We start from the raw sequence: 16,480 nt of genomic DNA on the forward strand, positions 1-16,480 counted from the left end.
GCCGCAGCTCAGGGAGCGGGCTGCGGGACGACCTGCGGCGCGCGGTCCCAGACCCGGTGCAGGCCGAGCGCCGTGACCAGCTGCTCGGCGAAGCCGGCGCCGGCCTCGTCGGCGGTGAGCACGCCGGCGGCTTCCGGCGCGACGCCCGCCGCCCTCAGCACGAGGGCGCCGTCGCCCCACGCGCCGAGCGGCTTGAGGTGGCGGAAGGCCTCCTGCAGCAGGACGTCGAGCTTCGGGTGGCGCAGGCTGCCCGCTCCCCCGGCGACCACGACGGCGTCGAACTCCACGGACCGCGTCGCGTAGAGCGCCCGGTCGACGATCTCGACGTGCGTGCCGTCGGCCAGCTCGCCGGCGACCGGCGAGATGATCCGCAGCACGGCGCCCTGCGCGGCCAGGGCGTCGCGCAGGGACGCGATGCCCGCCAGGTCGGCGCCAGGGCCGGCCACGACGCCGACCACGCGACCGGCGACCGGACCGGGCACCGGCGAGATCTGGCTCAGCGCCGGCGACGGCGCCACCTCGGGGAGGTCGACCGCCTCGGGCACCGGCAGGCCCAGCCCCACGGCGACGCGACCCGCCAGGGCGGTGTCGACGCGCGCGAGGTTCGCGAGCATGCGCTCGCGGATGCCCTTCTCGAACACCTTCGCCAGCTCGAAGGTGAAGGCCTCGACGACGTGGTCCTGCTCCAGCGGGGTCAGGCTGACGTAGAAGAGGCGCGCCTGGGTGAAGTGGTCGTCGAAGGAGACTGCTGCACCGCGTACCTTCTCGCCGGTCGTCGGCGTCGGGAGCGTCACGTAGGCGCCCTCCGACGCGTCAGCGGTCCTGGGGCCGCCGCCGTCGACGCTGTTGGGGAGGTACGGCGCCAGCCCGGTGTGCACGGCGGTCTGGTGCATGCCGTCGCGCAGGTTGTCGTTGACGTCGGCGTGCGGCCGGTTGATGGGCAGCTGGGTGAAGTTGGGGCCTCCCAGCCGTGTCAGCTGGGTGTCGAGGTAGGAGAACAGCCGACCCTGCAGGAGCGGGTCGTTGGTCACCTGGATGCCGGGCACGAGGTTGCCGAGGTGGAAGGCGACCTGCTCGGTCTCGGCGAAGTAGTTGGTCGGGTTGGCGTTCAGCGTCATCCGTCCGACGAGCTGCACCGGCGCCAGCTCCTCCGGCACGATCTTGGTGGGGTCGAGCAGGTCGATGCCCTCGAACATCTCGTCAGGGGTGTCGGGCAGCAGCTGGAGACCGAGCTCCCACTCGAGGAACGCGCCGTTCTCGATGCCGTCGGCCATGTCGCGCCGGTGGAAGTCGGGGTCCATGCCGGCGGTGATCTGCGCCTCCTCCCACACCAGGGAGTGCACGCCGGCGACCGGCTTCCAGTGCCACTTGGCGAGCACGGTCTCGCCCGCGGCGTTCTCGAGGCGGAACGTGTGGACGCCGAAGCCCTCCATCGTGCGGTAGGAGCGCGGGATGCCCCGGTCGGACATGTTCCAGAAGACGTGGTGGGTGGCCTCGGTGTGCAGCGAGACGAAGTCCCAGAACGTGTCGTGCGCCGACTGCGCCTGCGGGATCTCCCGGTCGGGGTGCGGCTTGCCGGCGTGGATGACGTCGGGGAACTTGATCGCGTCCTGGATGAAGAACACCGGCATGTTGTTGCCGACCAGGTCGAACGTGCCTTCGTCGGTGTAGAACTTCACCGCGAAGCCGCGGGTGTCGCGGACCGTGTCGGCAGAGCCGCGCGAGCCCAGGACCGTCGAGAAGCGCACGAAGACGGGCGTCTGCTTGCCCTTCTCGGCCAGGAAACCGGCCTTCGTGGCGCTGGCCGCGCTGCCGTAGGACGTGAAGACGCCGTGAGCGGCGGCACCCCGCGCGTGGACCACGCGCTCAGGGATGCGCTCGTGGTCGAAGTGCGTGATCTTCTCGCGCAGGTGGAAGTCCTCGAGCAGGCTGGGACCGCGTCGCCCCGCCTTCAGCGAGTGGTCGGTGTCGTCGACGCGCAGGCCGTTCGCGGTGGTCAGGTGGTCACCGCTCTGCGAGCGGGCGTCGCGGACCAGCGGCAGGGACCGCTCCGTGGCGCCGGTGGGGCTCACCTTGGCGGGGGCTGACTGGTCCTGGTGGGGCTTGGGGGGCAACGGATCTCCTCGAGGTGGACTCCTCGTCCCCTACCCCGGCGTGCTCGCCCCGAAAGACCGGCCCGCCGAGGAGTCAGACCAGGACGAACCCGGCGCGGACCAGCTCGCGCACCTCGCCGAGCACCTGCGGCCGCAGCTGCGCCACGTCGACCTCGACCACCTGGGCCACTGCCTCGACGAGGACGCCGAGCGGGATGTCTCCGTCGCAGGCGCCGACCACCCCGGCCACCTCGGAGCTCACCGTGCGCGCCTCGCGCAGCCCGCGCTGCTGGCGCAGCACGATCGTCTCGGGGTCCTCGTCGCCGGGTGCGCCGTGCTGCTCCTGGCGCACGTCGTCGCGCACCCGCAGGGCCGTGGCCAGCAGCGCGTCGTCGTCGGACCCGTCGAGGACCACCGCCGCGTCCATGCGCTCGACCAGCCACGGGCCGACCGGCTGCTCGACGGGGTGGGGCCAGTCGAGCACCTCGGCGCGCGAGTCCGGGCCGTCGTGGCGGCGGACCACGACCCAGCCGAACTCGACCGCCTCGACACCGGCGCCCTCGAGCCCGTCGAGCCAGCGCTCGTAGCGCTCGAGCGCGTCCGGCGCGGTGTGCTCGCCCGCGTCGCGCAGCCAGGTGGAGACGTACGACGCAGGGTCCTCCTGGTCGCGCACCACGACGAGGGAGTCGAAGCCGGCGCCGGGGAGCCAGCTGCGTACGCGCTCGAACCGCTCCTCGCCGCGCAGCCGCACCCAGTCGCCGATCATGACGAACGTGCCGCCGGGCGCGAGCAGCGGCGGCACCTCCGCGAGCAGGCGGCGCCCGAGCGTGTCGAGCGGCAGGCCGGCGTCGCGGTAGGTGTGCACGTCGGGCGCGCCGATGACGAACGGCGGGTTCGAGACCACGAGGTCGAAGTGCTCGCCCGCCACCGGCTCGGTGAGGCTGCCCTCGCGCAGCTCGACCTCGACGCCGTTGAGCTCCGCGGTCAGCCGGGCGAAGGCGAGCGCCCGGGGCAGGACGTCGGTGGCGACGACCTCGCGCGCGTGCTTGGACAGGTGGAGGACCTGCACCGCCCCGCCGGTGCCGAGGTCGAGCGCCCGGCCGACAGGGGTGCGCGGCACCAGCTGCGCCAGCGTCGCGCTCGCCCCGCCGACCCCGAGCACGTGGTCGGTGCGGACCTCCGCGCCCTCGCGGACGGCGACGTCGAGGCGGCTGTCGAGGTCGCCGGTGATGTACCACCCGTCGCCCGGGCCGTCGTCGGCGCCGTAGGGGCGGATGTCGACGAGCGCTCGCACCTCCCCGTCCTCGACGGCGACGATCCCGGCCGGCACGACGAGGTCGAGCGGCAGTGCGCCCGCCACCTGATCTTCGGGCACCCGCTGCTGGAGGAGGAACAGTCGTACGAGTGCGGCGAGCGCGCTGCCCGCGACCTCCGGGCGAGAGGTGCGTCGCAGGCCCGCGACCCCCTCGCCGCGCTCGAGCGCGGCCTGCGCGGCCGGGCCGAGGATGTCGAGCACCCCGTCGGCCGAGTAGCCGGCGTCGACCAGCGCACGACGCAGACGCGCCGCACCGCCCGGAGCGAGGGCTGGGCCTGCTCCGGGCGGTGCGGGGACGTGCTGGGCCGGGCTCAGCGGGTAGCACCAGCCCGGGCCGAGGGCTCGGCGTCGCCGACCGCGATCCCGCGACGGCGGCTCACCGTCACGGCGGCCACGATGACGGCCAGCGCCAGCACCGCGATGGCGATGCGCAGCCCGGTGTTGGCGTCGTCGCCGACCGTCAGCTTGACGATCGCCGGGGCGATCAGGACCGCCACCAGGTTCATCACCTTGATCAGCGGGTTGATCGCCGGGCCGGCGGTGTCCTTGAACGGGTCGCCGACGGTGTCGCCGATGACCGTCGCCTCGTGGGCGGCCGAGCCCTTGCCGCCGTGGGCGCCGTCCTCGACGATCTTCTTGGCGTTGTCCCAGGCGCCACCGGCGTTGGCCAGGAAGACCGCCATGAGCGTGCCGCACGCGATGGCGCCGGCGAGGTAGGCCGCGAGCGGGCCGATGCCGAGGCCGAAGCCCACCGCGATCGGCGCCATGACGGCCAGCAGGCCTGGGGTGGCCAGCTCGCGCAGCGAGTCGCGGGTGCAGATGTCGACGACCTTGCCGTACTCCGGCCGGGTCTCGCCGGTCATGATCCCCGGGTGGTCGCGGAACTGGCGGCGCACCTCGTAGACGACCGCGCCCGCGGCCCGCGAGACCGCCGTGATGGCGAGCCCGGAGAACAGGAACACCACCGAGGCGCCGAGGATCAGGCCCACCAGCACGTTGGGGTCGGAGATCGTCAGGCTCAGGCTGTGGACGACCGAGTCGCTCAGCGAGGACTCGTCGACCCGGGCGTTGGTGAACGCCGTCTGCCACGCGTCGCTGTAGGAGCCGAACAGCGCGGTCGCCGCGAGCACGGCGGTCGCGATCGCGATGCCCTTGGTGATGGCCTTCGTGGTGTTGCCGACCGCGTCGAGGTCGGTGAGGATCCGGGCGCCGGCACCGGTGACGTCGCCGGACATCTCGGCGATGCCCTGGGCGTTGTCGGAGACCGGGCCGAAGGTGTCCATCGCCACGATGACGCCGACGGTGGTGAGCAGGCCGCAGCCGGCCAGGGCGATCGCGAACAGCGAGACCACGACCGAGCCGCCGCCCAGCAGGAACGCCAGGTAGACCGCCGCGCCGATGACGACGGCGGTGTAGACCGCCGACTCGAGCCCCAGGCTGATGCCGGCGAGCACGACCGTGGCCGGGCCGGTGAGCGAGGTGCGCCCGACGTCGCGGGTCGGCGTCTTGTCGGTGCCGGTGAAGTAGCCGGTGAGGGCGAGGATCGCGGCCGCCAGCACGATGCCGAGCAGGACTGAGAAGATCGCGACGACCCGCGGGTTGACGTCGGAGTCGGCGAACGCGTCGTGCAGGCCGCCGTAGGAGCCCGGCAGGTAGGCGAACGCCGCGACCGTGCACAGCACGGCGGCGATGGCGGCCGAGGCGTAGAACGCCCGGTTGATGGCCTTGAGGCCGTTCTCGCCCTGGCGGGCGCGGGTCATCAGGATGCCGGCGACCGCGGTCAGCGCGCCGAGGGCCGGGACGATGAGCGGGAAGACCAGCCCCTCCTCGCCGAAGGCCGCCTTGCCGAGGATGAGCGCGGCGACCAGCGTCACGGCGTAGGACTCGAACAGGTCGGCGGCCATGCCGGCGCAGTCGCCCACATTGTCGCCGACGTTGTCGGCGATGGTCGCGGCGTTGCGCGGGTCGTCCTCCGGGATGCCCTGCTCGACCTTGCCGACCAGGTCGGCGCCGACGTCGGCGGCCTTGGTGAAGATGCCGCCGCCCACGCGCATGAACATCGCCAGCAGCGCAGCTCCGAAGCCGAAGCCCTCGAGCACGCTGGGGGCGTCGTCGCGGTAGAGCAGCACGACGACCGAGGCGCCCAGCAGGCCGAGGCCGACCGTCGCCATGCCGACGACGCCGCCGGTGCGGAAGCCGACCTTCATCGCGGGCTCGGCGCCCTGGTCGCGGGCGGCGGCCGCGACGCGCACGTTGGCGCGCACGGCCAGCGACATGCCGAAGTAGCCGATCGAGGCCGAGAACAGCGCGCCGACGACGAAGAAGATCGAGCGTCCGATGCGGACGCTCGCGTCGCCGGGCAGCGCGAACAGCACGAAGAACACGATGACGACGAAGACGCCGAGGGTGCGGAACTGCCGGCTCAGGTAGGCCGAGGCGCCCTCTTGCACGGCGCGGGCGATCTCCTGCATGCGCACCGTGCCCTCGCCGGCCGCCAGCACCTCCTGCCGGAAGTACGCGGCGGCGCCCAGCGACAGGATCGCGATGACGGTGACCACCGCCACGAGGGTCAGGCTGCCGCCGGACAGCGACACCGACCGCGTGGAGTCGGCGGCGAGCAGGGCGCCGGTCGGGCTGGCGGAACTGGGGAAGACCCCGGGCATACGTCCTCCTTGACGTCGGATCCCGACGACGGGAGGCACTCCCCGTCGAGCGGAACCGCAGACTAGCCCGCCGGAGGCGCCGCGAGCACCCGGGGCACGCCCAGGCGCCCGCCGGACACCCGTACGGGCTAGTCGAGGCCCAGCTGGTGGGGGCCTAGTGCTGTGCGGGGATGGCCGCGACCGGGACGTCGAGCGGCCAGGTCATGCGCAGCGCCAGGCCGGTGGCGCTGCGGGTCACCTCGAGGTCGTCGACGAGCCCGGAGATGACAGCGAGCCCCAGAGCGTCGCTGAGCTGCTCGTCCTCGTCGGTGTAGCCGGCGGCGTCGGGGGAGGACGCCTGCTCGACGACCGCGGCCGTCGCGGGCTCGAGCACGGCCGAGCCGCCCTGCTCAGCCAGGCGGCCGAGCGTCTGCTCGGCGTCGCCCTGCTCGGGGGCGCGGTCGACGACCTCGACGGAGAACGAGGTCTTGCCGTCGGTGAGCGCCACCGTGACCGGCTCGCCGGGGCAGTGGCGCCGGTGCAGGTCGACGGCGCGCGAGCACGCCTCGCCGACGGCGAGGCGCACCTCGTCGAGGACGCTCTCCTCGACCCCCGAGCGACGCGCGACCGCCGCGGCGACCAGCCGGGCGGTCCGCACGTGCGCGGGCAGAGCGGTGAACCGCACGGTGACGGTCGTCGTCTCCACGGCGAGCGTCCTCAGTCCGTGGCGGCGAGGGCGTCCTCGACGGACTCGTGGATCGGGAAGACCTTGGTCAGCCCGGTGATCCGGAAGATCTTCAGGATGCGCTCCTGGGTGCACACCAGGCGCAGCGAGCCGTCGTGCGCGCGGACGCGCTTGAGGCCGCCGACGAGCACGCCCAGGCCGGTCGAGTCGAGGAAGTCCACCCGCTCCATGTCGACGACGAGGTGGTACTTGCCGTCGGCGACGAGGTCGACGAGCTGCTCGCGCAGGCGCGGGGCGGTGTAGACGTCGATCTCGCCACCCACCTCGACAACCGTCTTGTCACCCTCGGGGCGAGTCGACAGGGACAGGTCCACGAATCCTCCTGGCAAAAGGGGTCAAAGCCGTTGAGCGGCATCGCTCAACGGCGCATTCAACCACTGTCCTGCCCAACGCCGGAGCGATCACCCATCGGAAGCGCACCTCGGGCTGTGACACATCGCTCGTCGCGGCTGTGACGCACCGCTCGTGGAGCGGGTCGACGCGCCTGTCGGACGCACGCCCGGACGTGGCGCATCCTGGTGGGGTGACCGCGCTGCCCGAGCTCAGCGACGTAGGGCTGCCCCGGCCGGCTGCACCCGTCGCGGGCGTGCCCGTCGTGCTGCCGCGCTCGGGCGAGGGCATGGACGCCCAGGCGCCCGCGGACCTCTCCCAGCGCCCCGGCCTGCGCCTGCTCGAGACCCTGCTGCAGGGTCCCGGCCGCCGCGAGCGGCTGACCTCGGTCACCCAGGTGCCGGCGGCACCGGGGCGTACGCGGCCCTGGCCTTCCTGGGTGCACCCGGACCTGCGGGCAGCGCTCGTCGCCCGGGGCGTCGCGCAGCCGTGGGGCCACCAGGTGGCCGCGGCGCAGGCGGCCTGGGACGGCGAGCACGTCGTGCTCTCGACGGGCACCGCGTCGGGCAAGTCGCTGGCCTACCTGCTGCCCGCGCTCTCCCGCAGCCTCGACGCGCAGGCCGCGGGGCAGCGCTCGACGACGCTCTACCTGTCCCCCACCAAGGCCCTGGCGGGCGACCAGCTGCGCACCGTCACCGGGCTCGAGCTCAACGGCGTGCGCGCCTCGCTCTACGACGGCGACACCCCGAGCGAGCAGCGTGCGTGGGTGCGCGACTGGGCCAACGTCGTGCTGACCAACCCCGACATGCTCCACGTCGGCGTGCTGCCCGACCACGCGCGGTGGGTGCGCTTCCTGCGCTCGCTGTCGTACGTCGTGGTGGACGAGTGCCACGCCTACCGCGGCGTGTTCGGCTCCCACGTCTCGGCGGTGCTGCGCCGCCTGCGCCGGGTGTGCGCGCGCTACGGCGCCCACCCGACCTTCGTGCTCGCCTCGGCGACGGTGTCCGACCCGGCCAGCTCGGCGCGCCGGCTCACCGGGCTCGAGTTCACCGAGGTGACCGAGGACTGCTCGCCGCGGGGGGGCACGGTCTTCGCCCTGTGGGAGCCCCCGGTCACCGAGGGCAGCGGCGAGAACGGCGCCCCGGTCCGGCGCAGCGCGACCGCGGAGGCGGCCGACCTGCTCACCGACCTCGTGCTCGACGACGCCCGCACGCTCGCCTTCGTGCGCTCGCGCAAGGCCGCCGAGACCGTGGCGCTGCAGTGCGCGCGCTCGCTCGAGGAGGCCGGGGCCGGGGAGCTCGCCGGGTCGGTCGCGGCCTACCGCGCGGGCTACCTCCCCGAGGACCGGCGCGCCATCGAGCGCTCGCTGAAGTCGGGGGCGCTGCGCGCGGTCGCGTCCACCAACGCGCTCGAGCTCGGTGTCGACATCTGCGGCATGGACGCGGTGGTGCTGGCCGGCTGGCCCGGCACCTCCGCCTCGATGTGGCAGCAGGCCGGTCGTGCCGGACGCGACGGCCGGGAGTCGCTGGCCGTGCTGATCGCCCGCGACGACCCGCTCGACACCTTCCTGGTGCGGCACCCCGACTACGTCGTCGGCCGCCCGCCCGAGGCCACGGTGCTCGACCCGGAGAACCCCTACGTCCTGGCCCCCCACCTGTGCGCCGCTGCCGCCGAGCTGCCGCTGACGCCGGAGGACTCGGCGTGGTTCGGCCCGACGATGCCGGGGCTGCTCGACGCGCTCACCGCGGGGGGCGCCCTGCGCCGGCGCCCGAGCGGGTGGTTCTGGACCCGCCACGAGCGGGCCAGCTCGCTCGTCGGGCTGCGCGGCACGGGTGGGGCGCCCGTGCGCATCGTCGAGCGGTCGACGGGGCGCGTGCTGGGCACGGTCGACGCCGCCGCCTCGCACTCGCAGGTGCACGCCGGCGCGGTGCACGTGCACATGGGCCAGACCTTCGTCGTGCACGAGCTCGACCTCGACGACGGGGTGGCTGTCGTGTCCGCGGCAGACCCCGACTGGACGACGACCGCGCGCGAGGTCGCCGACCTGCGCGTCCTCGCCGAGGAGACTTCCACTCCCTGGGGGGACGCGCGCCTGTCGCTGGGCACCGTCGAGGTCACCAGCCAGGTCGTCGCCTTCCTGCGCCGACGCGTCCAGACCGGCGAGGTGCTCGGCGAGCACCCGCTCGACCTCCCGCCGCGGATGCTCACCACCAAGGCGGTGTGGTGGACGGTGACCCCCGAGCAGCTCGTCGCAGCCCGGCTCGAGCCGGCCGACGTGCCAGGTGCGGCGCACGCCGCCGAGCACGCCTCGATCGGCCTGCTGCCGCTGTTCGCGACCTGCGACCGGTGGGACATCGGGGGGCTCTCCACCGCCCTGCACCCCGACACCGGTGCGATGACGGTGTTCGTGCACGACGGCCACCCGGGCGGGGCAGGCTTCGCCGAGCGCGGCTACTCGCGCGCGGCGCAGTGGCTGCGGGCGACCCGCACGGCCATCGCGGAGTGCCCGTGCACGACCGGCTGCCCGTCGTGCGTGCAGTCGCCCAAGTGCGGAAACGGCAACGACCCGCTCGACAAGGCCGGCGCAGTGCGCCTGCTCGACGTCGTCCTTGCCGGCGCGCCGGTCTGACGCCTCGGCGCCCGTCGCCCCGCCCGCTCGGTCGGTGGCGCTCTGCCCGCATGGACCGGTGCGGCAGCGGGCATCGTCGTTGCGAGGAAGGGAGCCCGCCGTGATCGTGCTCGCACTGGTCCTGCTCGTCCTGGGAGTGGGCGCCTGCGTCGTCGTCGCCGTCCAGGCGACGGACGCCGTGACCGTCGACGTGCTCGGACAGACGATCGACACCTCCGCGCGCGAGATCTTCGCCGCCGGAGTCGTCGCAGGTCTGCTCGTGATGGCCGGGCTGTGGCTGCTGAAGACCTGGTCGGTCCACGCACGCCGGCGCCACCGCGAGATGAAGGAGCTCAAGCGCGGGCGCAGCTCCGAGCTCGAGCGCCTGCAGGCCGAGAAGGCCGAGCTCGAGTCGCGGCTCCGCCAGCAGGAGCGCAGCCCCGAACGCGCTGCTGCCCCCGCCAGCCAGCGGGAGGAGAGGCGGACCGTCGACCTCACCGCCCAGGAGCGCCGCGCCGCCGCCACCGGGTCGGGCGTCGCCGGCGACGGCCCCAGCCCAGAGGAGAGCCGGGTCTCCGGCTCCGGCTCGACCAGCATCTGAGGGCTCACCTCCCCGCCCGCGCGACGGCAGTGACGGCGCGCCCGAGCAGCGGCACGGGCACCGAGACGGTGACGCGGACGGCGCCGCCCGCCTCCTGGTCGCAGGTCGCCACGGCGGCGCCGTTGTCGGCGGCGACGCGGGCGGCGAGGGCGCACGCGTCGGCCCCGAGCGGCGCTCCGGCACCGGCCAGCGCCGACAGGTCCGCCGCCGTAGCAGCCCGGTGACGTGCCGTCGCCGCCGCCGCGACCAGCAGCGCGCTGCCCGTCACGGCGAGCAGGACGCCGAGCACCGCGACCGCCAGGACCGTGGCGAACCCCTCGTCGCGGCGACCGGCCGGTGCGGGCCGCCGCTTCACGGCGACACCGCCACGACCGCGTCTTCCCGCGCGGCGACGGCCCGGCGGCGCACGGTCGTCGACAGCCGGCCGAGCAGCCCGGGCCCTGTGACGGTCCGCACGACGGTGACGGCCACGGAGCTCTGGCTGCGCTCGACCACGACCCGGGCACCGTCGGGTGCGGCGGAGAGCGCCACCGCCCGCACCCGGTCGTCAGCTTCGCCGCGAGCGGCGGCCCTGGCAGCGAGACCGGCAGCGTCGTCGACCCGCAGCTGCGAGTCGCCGACGGCGAGGCCCCACAGGCAGCCTGCGAGCACCAGGACGACCGCGAGCAGCACGACAGCCGCCTCGACCGTCACCATCCCGGCGTCACCTTCAGGCACGGGCCTCACCCGGTTGCCGAGAGGGCGCGCTCGACGACACCGGTGAGAAGGCCGGACACCGTCGCGCTGGTGACCACCTTGAGCAGCAGCCCGGCGAACGCGCACGCGGCGACGGTGCCTACCGCGTACTCCGCCGTCGTCATGCCCGCGTCGCCCCGCAGGCGCTCGAGCCGTCGACGCTGCCGCTCGAGCCGTCGACGCCGCCGGTCGGGCGGCGTCCCGGTCGTCAGCGCCTCGGCCCCTCGCGCCTGTGCGTGTCCCGGCTCGGTGGTGCTCGTCATGTCGCCTCCTCGTCGCGGCGCCGGTGGCGCCTGCTGCGTGTGGTCGACGCCGAGCATCGCTACCGGACCCGGCCTGCCGCCCCGCTGCGGGCGGCGCCTGTGCATGACCGGCGCCGCGGGCCAGGCGTCCTGTGGACAGTCGCGTCACAGGCGCACCAGCTGGTCGCCGAGGCCGACGACGAGGGGCACGACGCCCAGCAGGACGAAGGCGGGCAGGAAGCACAGCGCGACCGGGAGGGCGGCGTAGGTGCCGACACGCCGGGCCCTCGCCTCGGCCCGCCACCGCTGGTCGGCCCGTGAGTCGGCCGCCAGTCGGAGCAGGGCCGGCGCGAGTGGCGTGCCCGCCGTCGCGCTGCGCTGGACGGCGCGCGCCACTCCCGCGAGGGCCGGAGCGGCCGCGACCATCTGCTCGGCCGCCTCCGCCGGTCCGGCGCCGAGGCGGACCGCAGACGCGGCCGACGCGAGCGCCGCGCCCACCGAACCGGGCAGCGCCTCCTCTGCAGCGCCCGTCCTGCCCGGGGCACGGCTCACGGACGCGCCCACGACGGCCAACGCCGTCTGCACGGGAGAGCCGGCCAGCAGGCATGCAGCGAGCAGGTCGCACGCGAGCACGGCGTCGTCCTCGGCGTGGGTGGCCGCCGCCCGCCGCCGCAGCCGGGCGCGCAGGGCGCCGGTCGACCGACGCCGTCGCGCCGAGCCCCCGGCAGGCGGCAGCACCCGGCGGAGCCGCCTCGCCGGCGCGCGACCGGGCTGCAGGAGGAGCACGCCGCCCCACGCGAGCAGACCTGCGGCGAGGGCCGCGCTCACCGGGGCTGCGCGCGGCGGGCCAGCGCCTCCACCCATCCCAAGCCGGCGACTGCGAGTGCGGTGCCGACAGCGAGGCAGGCGTGGCCGAGCCGTGTCAGCAGCAGCACCTCCCACGGTCGGGCGCCCGCGGCGGCGCCGAGCCCGGCCCCCGCCAGCGGCAGCACCGCGAGGACCCGCGCGGTGGCGCGCGGCGCGGCCAGCTCGAGCGCGACCTGCCGGCGCAGCGCCTGGTCGGCCTGGAGCCCGTCGGACACGACGTCGAGCGAGGCCGCCAGACCCGCGCCCGCGCCGCTACCGACGCGCCAGCAGACCGCGACCCTGCCGAGGCCCTCGGCACCTGCTCGCCGAGCGGCCATGAGCAGCTCCTCGGCGACGTCGGCACCGACGACGGGCGCCCTCGACGTGGCCAGAAGGAGGTCAGCACCCCCTGCGTCGTCGGTGGCACCGGCGGCCTCGCGCCACGCCGCGTGCGCCGGGAGGCCGGCGCGCAGGGCGGCCGCGAGCGCCGTCGTCCCCGCCTGGACGGCCGCTCGGCGCTGCTCGACGGCGCGGTGCCGGACCGCCCGTCGGCGCAGGACGACGACCAGCAGCGCGACGGCGCAGGTCACGAGCGCAGCGGGGACGCCCGACAGGAGCACCAGGACGACGAGGGCTGCGACGCCCCCTGCCGCAGCGGCAGGGGGCCTCGAGCTGGCAGGGATCGCAGCCGCCGGGACCACCCGGCGCAGGCGCGCTGGGGATCCCGAGCCGAGGAGGACCGCGCCCGCCGCGACGCAGGTGCCGCAGGCGGCGACCAGGAGCCGCACCTCGAGAGGCGCGAACGGAGCGCTCACCGGCCACCACCGAGCCGGTCGGCCAGCTCGTGGAGATCCGCGGCGGCAGGCCCGTCACCGGTCGACCGCTCCCACACCGGCTCCACGCGGCACCAGGCCTCGCCCGCCGGGCGGCTCACCAGCGCGATGCAGTCGACGTGGCGGGCACCGCTCCGGTCGCGCCCGACGTGCACCACCGCGTCGAGCCCGGCGGCCAGCTGCGCGTGCGCCGCCTCCCTGCCCAGGCCCGCAGCGGTCGCGAGCGCCTCCACGCGCGCGGGGACCGCGCCGGCCGAGCGCGCGTGCAGCGTGCCGCACCCGCCTTCGTGGCCGGTGTTGAGCGCGGCGAGCAGCTCGACGACCTCGCCACCGCGTACCTCTCCGACCACGAGCCGGTCGGGGCGCATGCGCAGCGCCTGGCGCACCAGGTCGCGGCTGTGCACCGCGCCGACGCCCTCGAGGTTCGGCGGGCGCCCCTCGAGACGGACGACGTGCGGGTGGTCGGGCCGCAGCTCCGCCGTGTCCTCGACGAGGACCAGGCGCTCGCGCGCGTCGACGAGCCCGAGGAGCACGCCGAGCAGCGTCGTCTTGCCGCTGCCCGTGCCGCCGGTGACGACGAAGGAGAGCCGGCTCGCCACCAGCAGCCGGAGCAGCTCGGCCGCCCGGGGTGCGACTGCGCCCGAGGCCTCCAGCCCCTCGAGCGTGAAGGCCTCGCGGGCCGGGACGCGCAGCGACACGAGCGTGCCGTCGGCCGCGACCGGCGGCAGGACGGCGTGCAGGCGCACCCCGCCGGGGAGCCGGCCGTCGACCCAGGGGGACGCCTCGTCGAGCCGGCGGCCCGCGCGCGCCGACAGGCGCTCGGCGACCCGGCGCACGTCGGCCTCGTCGTCGAAGCCGACGGAGGCGCGCACCAGCCCCGCCCCGCGGTCGACCCACACGTCGTCGGGACCGTTGACCAGCACGTCGGTCACGGCGGGGTCGGCGAGGAGCACCTCGAGCGGGCCCGCACCGGCCAGCTCGGCGCGCAGGGCCTCGACGACGTGCAGCAGCGCCGGACCACCGAGCAGCGCGGCCTCCTCGCGCACCAGCGCCGCCAGCCGCGCCGTCGTAGGCAGCCCCGGCTCGGCGGCCAGCCGACCGCGCAGCCTGCGCATCAGCGCCTCGTCGGGGCGCGGCAGGAGATCGCTCATCCGGCGACGGGGTCGACGAGCGGCGCGACGCGGTCGAGCAGCCGGGCGCAGTAGGCGGCGAGCGGCCCGCGGCCGCCGCGTCCCGGCGGCACGCCGCGCTCGAACGACACCTCGATGCCGGGCTCGGCGCGCAGCTCGCCGCTGAGCGGCAGCCCCAGCGCGCCGGCGACCAGCTCGGCGTCGAGGCCGCCTGGCGCGGGCCCGCGCACGACCACCTGGAGCTCGACCGCCGTCGAGCGGACCAGCGCGGCGACCTGGGCGGCGGCGGCCGCGGCACGCAGCTCGGCGGGCACGACCAGCAGCGCCAGCGTGGCCGCCTCGAGGACGAGCCGGCCCGCTGCGCCGAGGTGACGGGGCAGGTCTGCGACGACGAGGTCCGCGTCGCTCCGCACGGCTGCGAGGGCCGGCGCCACGGCCTGAGCCGGCACCTCGAGCGAGCCGTCGCGCTCGCACGCGAGGACGTGCACGCCGTCGACCACCGCCAGCCGTCGGGTCAGCGCCGACGGGGGCAGGCCGGCGCCCCCGGCGGGCAGCTCGGACCAGCGCAGGCCGGTCGAGCCCTCCGCGCCGAGCGCCAGCTCGATCCCGCCGCCCAGCGGGTCGGCGTCGACCAGCACGGTGCGCAGGCGGCGCCGGGCACCGGCGCCGGCCAGCGCGCAGGCCAGCGTCGTGGCTCCCGCGCCGCCGCGTCCGCCCACCACGGCGACGAGGGGGGCCGGCGGCGACGCGCCCGTGGCACCGGCGGTCAGCAGCCCGAGCAGGTGCGCCTCCTCGCCGGGCAGCACGACCACCGACTCAGCGCCGAGGGCCACGGCGGCGCTCCACGCCGCGGTGTCGCGCTCCTCGGCCAGGGCGACGACGACGCCGCGCCGGCGGGGCAGCCGGTCGGCCAGGCCAGCGACGCAGTCGGAGCCGACGACGACGAGGTCGGCGGCGAGCCACTCGCCCGGCGACGGAGCCGCGGGCACCACGGTGCTCGACAGGCCCGCTGCTTCGGCCAGGCGGCGTACCGGGTCGCCGAGCGACGGGTCGCCGGTGACGACGAGCACGTGGGACGGCGGAGCTGGCACGGCGGGACCTCCAGGCGACGGGCGGGTGCCGAGAGCGTCGCGCGGAGCAGGACGGCGGGTCGAGCAGCGTCCGAGAGCCTGTGGACAGCCAGGGAGACGAGGGCGTCGACCTGTGGACGACGGACGCCTGCGGGAGCGACGACACGACGTCGGAGATGGGACAGCCCCCGCTGGGGGGGGTAGCGGGGGCTGTCCATCTCCTCGCGTCCGGCTCGGGGGGGAGGAGCCGGCTCGCGCGGTGGCCGTTCGGGCTAGGCCCTCACGGTCTCGTCAATCGTGTACCCGAACTGGTCAAAAGGCAAACGACGCGCCCCGCCGGCGGGAGCCCGCCCCTCGTGCCTATCCTCGAGACGTGGCCGGCTCCTCGGACGTCGCGGACCCCTCGCAGGACGGCTCCGCCGGCGGCTATCCGCGACGTGCGACCGCTCTGAGCGACGACAGCCGAGACCACGACCGGGACCACGTGCACGGCGGCAGCGGTCGACGCGCGGCCTTCTTCGACCTCGACAAGACGGTCATCGCCCGGAGCAGCACGCTGGCGTTCAGCCGGTCGTTCTACAAGGGCGGCCTGCTCACGCGCCGCGGAGTGCTCCGCAGCGCGTACGCCCAGCTCTCCTACGTCATGGGCAGCGCCGACTCCGACCAGGTCGAGCGCATGCGGGCCTACCTGACCCGGCTGGTCGCCGGCTGGGACGTCGCGCTGGTCAAGTCGCTGGTGGCCGAGACGCTCCACGAGCTCATCGACCCGATCGTCTACGCCGAGGCGGCCGCGCTGATCGCGTCGCACCGGGCCGCCGGGCGCGACGTGGTGGTCGTGAGCGCGTCCGGGGCCGAGGTGGTGCGACCGATCGGCGACCTGCTGGGCGCCGCCCACGTCGTCGCCACCGAGATGGTGGTCGAGCAGGGCCGCTACACCGGGGAGATCGCGACCTACGTCTACGGCGAGGCCAAGGCCGCGGCCGTGCGCCGGCTGGCCGAGCAGGAGGGCTACGACCTCGCCCGCAGCTACGCCTACAGCGACTCGGTCACCGACCTGCCGATGCTCGAGGCGGTCGGGCACCCGAGCGTCGTGAACCCCGACCGCGGCCTGCGCCGCGAAGCCGTCGCGCGCGGCTGGCCCGTGCTCGTCTTCACCAGGCCCGTGCGCCTGCGCGACCGCTCCCCCGCGCAGCGCTCGCTGCTCGCGGCGCTCGTCGTAGCCGCCGTGACCGCTGTCGCGGTGTGGTGGGCGTCGTCGCGGCGGGTCCACCCCGTACCCGCATGACCCGC

At 75.5% G+C, this 16,480-nt stretch carries 14 protein-coding genes and 1 pseudogene; 3 read left to right on the forward strand and 12 right to left on the reverse strand.

Annotated features, from left to right (window positions below):
- Positions 1-8: 8 nt before the first annotated feature.
- The 5 genes from CLV35_RS08930 to CLV35_RS08950 all read right to left on the reverse strand — a co-directional run bounded on the left by CLV35_RS08930 (position 9) and on the right by CLV35_RS08950 (position 7,109).
- Positions 9-2,114 carry a catalase gene (locus CLV35_RS08930; protein WP_121193136.1) on the reverse strand — a complete coding sequence of 702 codons (2,106 nt, stop codon included), beginning with the start codon at positions 2,112-2,114 and terminating at the stop codon, positions 9-11.
- A gap of 73 nt (positions 2,115-2,187) precedes the next feature.
- Positions 2,188-3,651, reverse strand: coding sequence for a DUF7059 domain-containing protein (locus CLV35_RS08935; protein WP_456238340.1), 1,464 nt, complete (start codon positions 3,649-3,651; stop codon positions 2,188-2,190).
- A 68-nt stretch (positions 3,652-3,719) separates the two neighbouring features.
- Positions 3,720-6,071 (reverse strand): sodium-translocating pyrophosphatase, encoded by a 2,352-nt coding sequence (locus CLV35_RS08940; RefSeq protein ID WP_121193137.1) that lies wholly within the window; start codon positions 6,069-6,071, stop codon positions 3,720-3,722.
- A 154-nt stretch (positions 6,072-6,225) separates the two neighbouring features.
- On the reverse strand, positions 6,226-6,756 hold the full coding sequence (locus tag CLV35_RS08945) for an ATP-binding protein (protein WP_121193138.1): 531 nt from the start codon (positions 6,754-6,756) through the stop codon (positions 6,226-6,228).
- A gap of 11 nt (positions 6,757-6,767) precedes the next feature.
- Positions 6,768-7,109, reverse strand: a complete 342-nt coding sequence (locus tag CLV35_RS08950; RefSeq protein ID WP_121193139.1) for an STAS domain-containing protein — start codon at positions 7,107-7,109, stop codon at positions 6,768-6,770.
- Positions 7,110-7,414: 305 nt separating this feature from the next.
- On the opposite strand from CLV35_RS08950, the gene CLV35_RS08955 reads away from it, so the two are divergent.
- Positions 7,415-9,754, forward strand: coding sequence for a DEAD/DEAH box helicase (locus CLV35_RS08955; protein WP_121193493.1), 2,340 nt, complete (start codon positions 7,415-7,417; stop codon positions 9,752-9,754).
- Between the two features lie 100 nt (positions 9,755-9,854).
- Positions 9,855-10,334 (forward strand): hypothetical protein, encoded by a 480-nt coding sequence (locus tag CLV35_RS08960; RefSeq protein WP_121193140.1) that lies wholly within the window; start codon positions 9,855-9,857, stop codon positions 10,332-10,334.
- 4 nt (positions 10,335-10,338) lie between these two features.
- Here the strand turns inward: CLV35_RS08960 and CLV35_RS08965 are convergent, their stop codons facing one another.
- The 7 genes and pseudogenes from CLV35_RS08965 to ssd form a co-directional block, all read right to left on the reverse strand.
- Positions 10,339-10,689 (reverse strand): Rv3654c family TadE-like protein, encoded by a 351-nt coding sequence (locus CLV35_RS08965; protein ID WP_121193141.1) that lies wholly within the window; start codon positions 10,687-10,689, stop codon positions 10,339-10,341.
- Positions 10,686-11,051 carry a TadE family type IV pilus minor pilin gene (locus tag CLV35_RS08970; RefSeq protein ID WP_147431912.1) on the reverse strand — a complete coding sequence of 122 codons (366 nt, stop codon included), beginning with the start codon at positions 11,049-11,051 and terminating at the stop codon, positions 10,686-10,688. Before CLV35_RS08970 ends, CLV35_RS08965 begins: the two co-directional genes overlap by 4 nt.
- Before the next feature lie 5 nt (positions 11,052-11,056).
- A pseudogene (locus CLV35_RS21000) lies at positions 11,057-11,230 on the reverse strand (DUF4244 domain-containing protein); the annotation flags it as partial.
- A gap of 246 nt (positions 11,231-11,476) precedes the next feature.
- Positions 11,477-12,139 carry a type II secretion system F family protein gene (locus tag CLV35_RS08980; protein WP_183061888.1) on the reverse strand — a complete coding sequence of 221 codons (663 nt, stop codon included), beginning with the start codon at positions 12,137-12,139 and terminating at the stop codon, positions 11,477-11,479.
- Positions 12,136-12,972, reverse strand: a complete 837-nt coding sequence (locus CLV35_RS08985) for a type II secretion system F family protein (RefSeq protein WP_121193145.1) — start codon at positions 12,970-12,972, stop codon at positions 12,136-12,138. The genes CLV35_RS08980 and CLV35_RS08985 overlap by 4 nt, the downstream gene beginning before the upstream one ends.
- Positions 12,969-14,141, reverse strand: a complete 1,173-nt coding sequence (locus CLV35_RS08990) for a TadA family conjugal transfer-associated ATPase (protein WP_231121645.1) — start codon at positions 14,139-14,141, stop codon at positions 12,969-12,971. The genes CLV35_RS08985 and CLV35_RS08990 overlap by 4 nt, the downstream gene beginning before the upstream one ends.
- A complete protein-coding gene (gene ssd / locus CLV35_RS08995) occupies positions 14,138-15,211 on the reverse strand; it encodes a septum site-determining protein Ssd (protein WP_121193146.1) in 1,074 nt (357 codons plus the stop codon). The genes CLV35_RS08990 and ssd overlap by 4 nt, the downstream gene beginning before the upstream one ends.
- A gap of 463 nt (positions 15,212-15,674) precedes the next feature.
- Between ssd and CLV35_RS09000 the strand changes: the two genes are divergently transcribed.
- Entirely contained in the window at positions 15,675-16,475 is an 801-nt protein-coding gene (locus CLV35_RS09000; RefSeq protein ID WP_121193495.1) for an HAD family hydrolase, read from the forward strand.
- The last annotated feature ends 5 nt before the right edge of the window (positions 16,476-16,480 follow it).

This window comes from Motilibacter peucedani (genome assembly GCF_003634695.1).
Classification (GTDB): domain Bacteria; phylum Actinomycetota; class Actinomycetes; order Motilibacterales; family Motilibacteraceae; genus Motilibacter; species Motilibacter peucedani.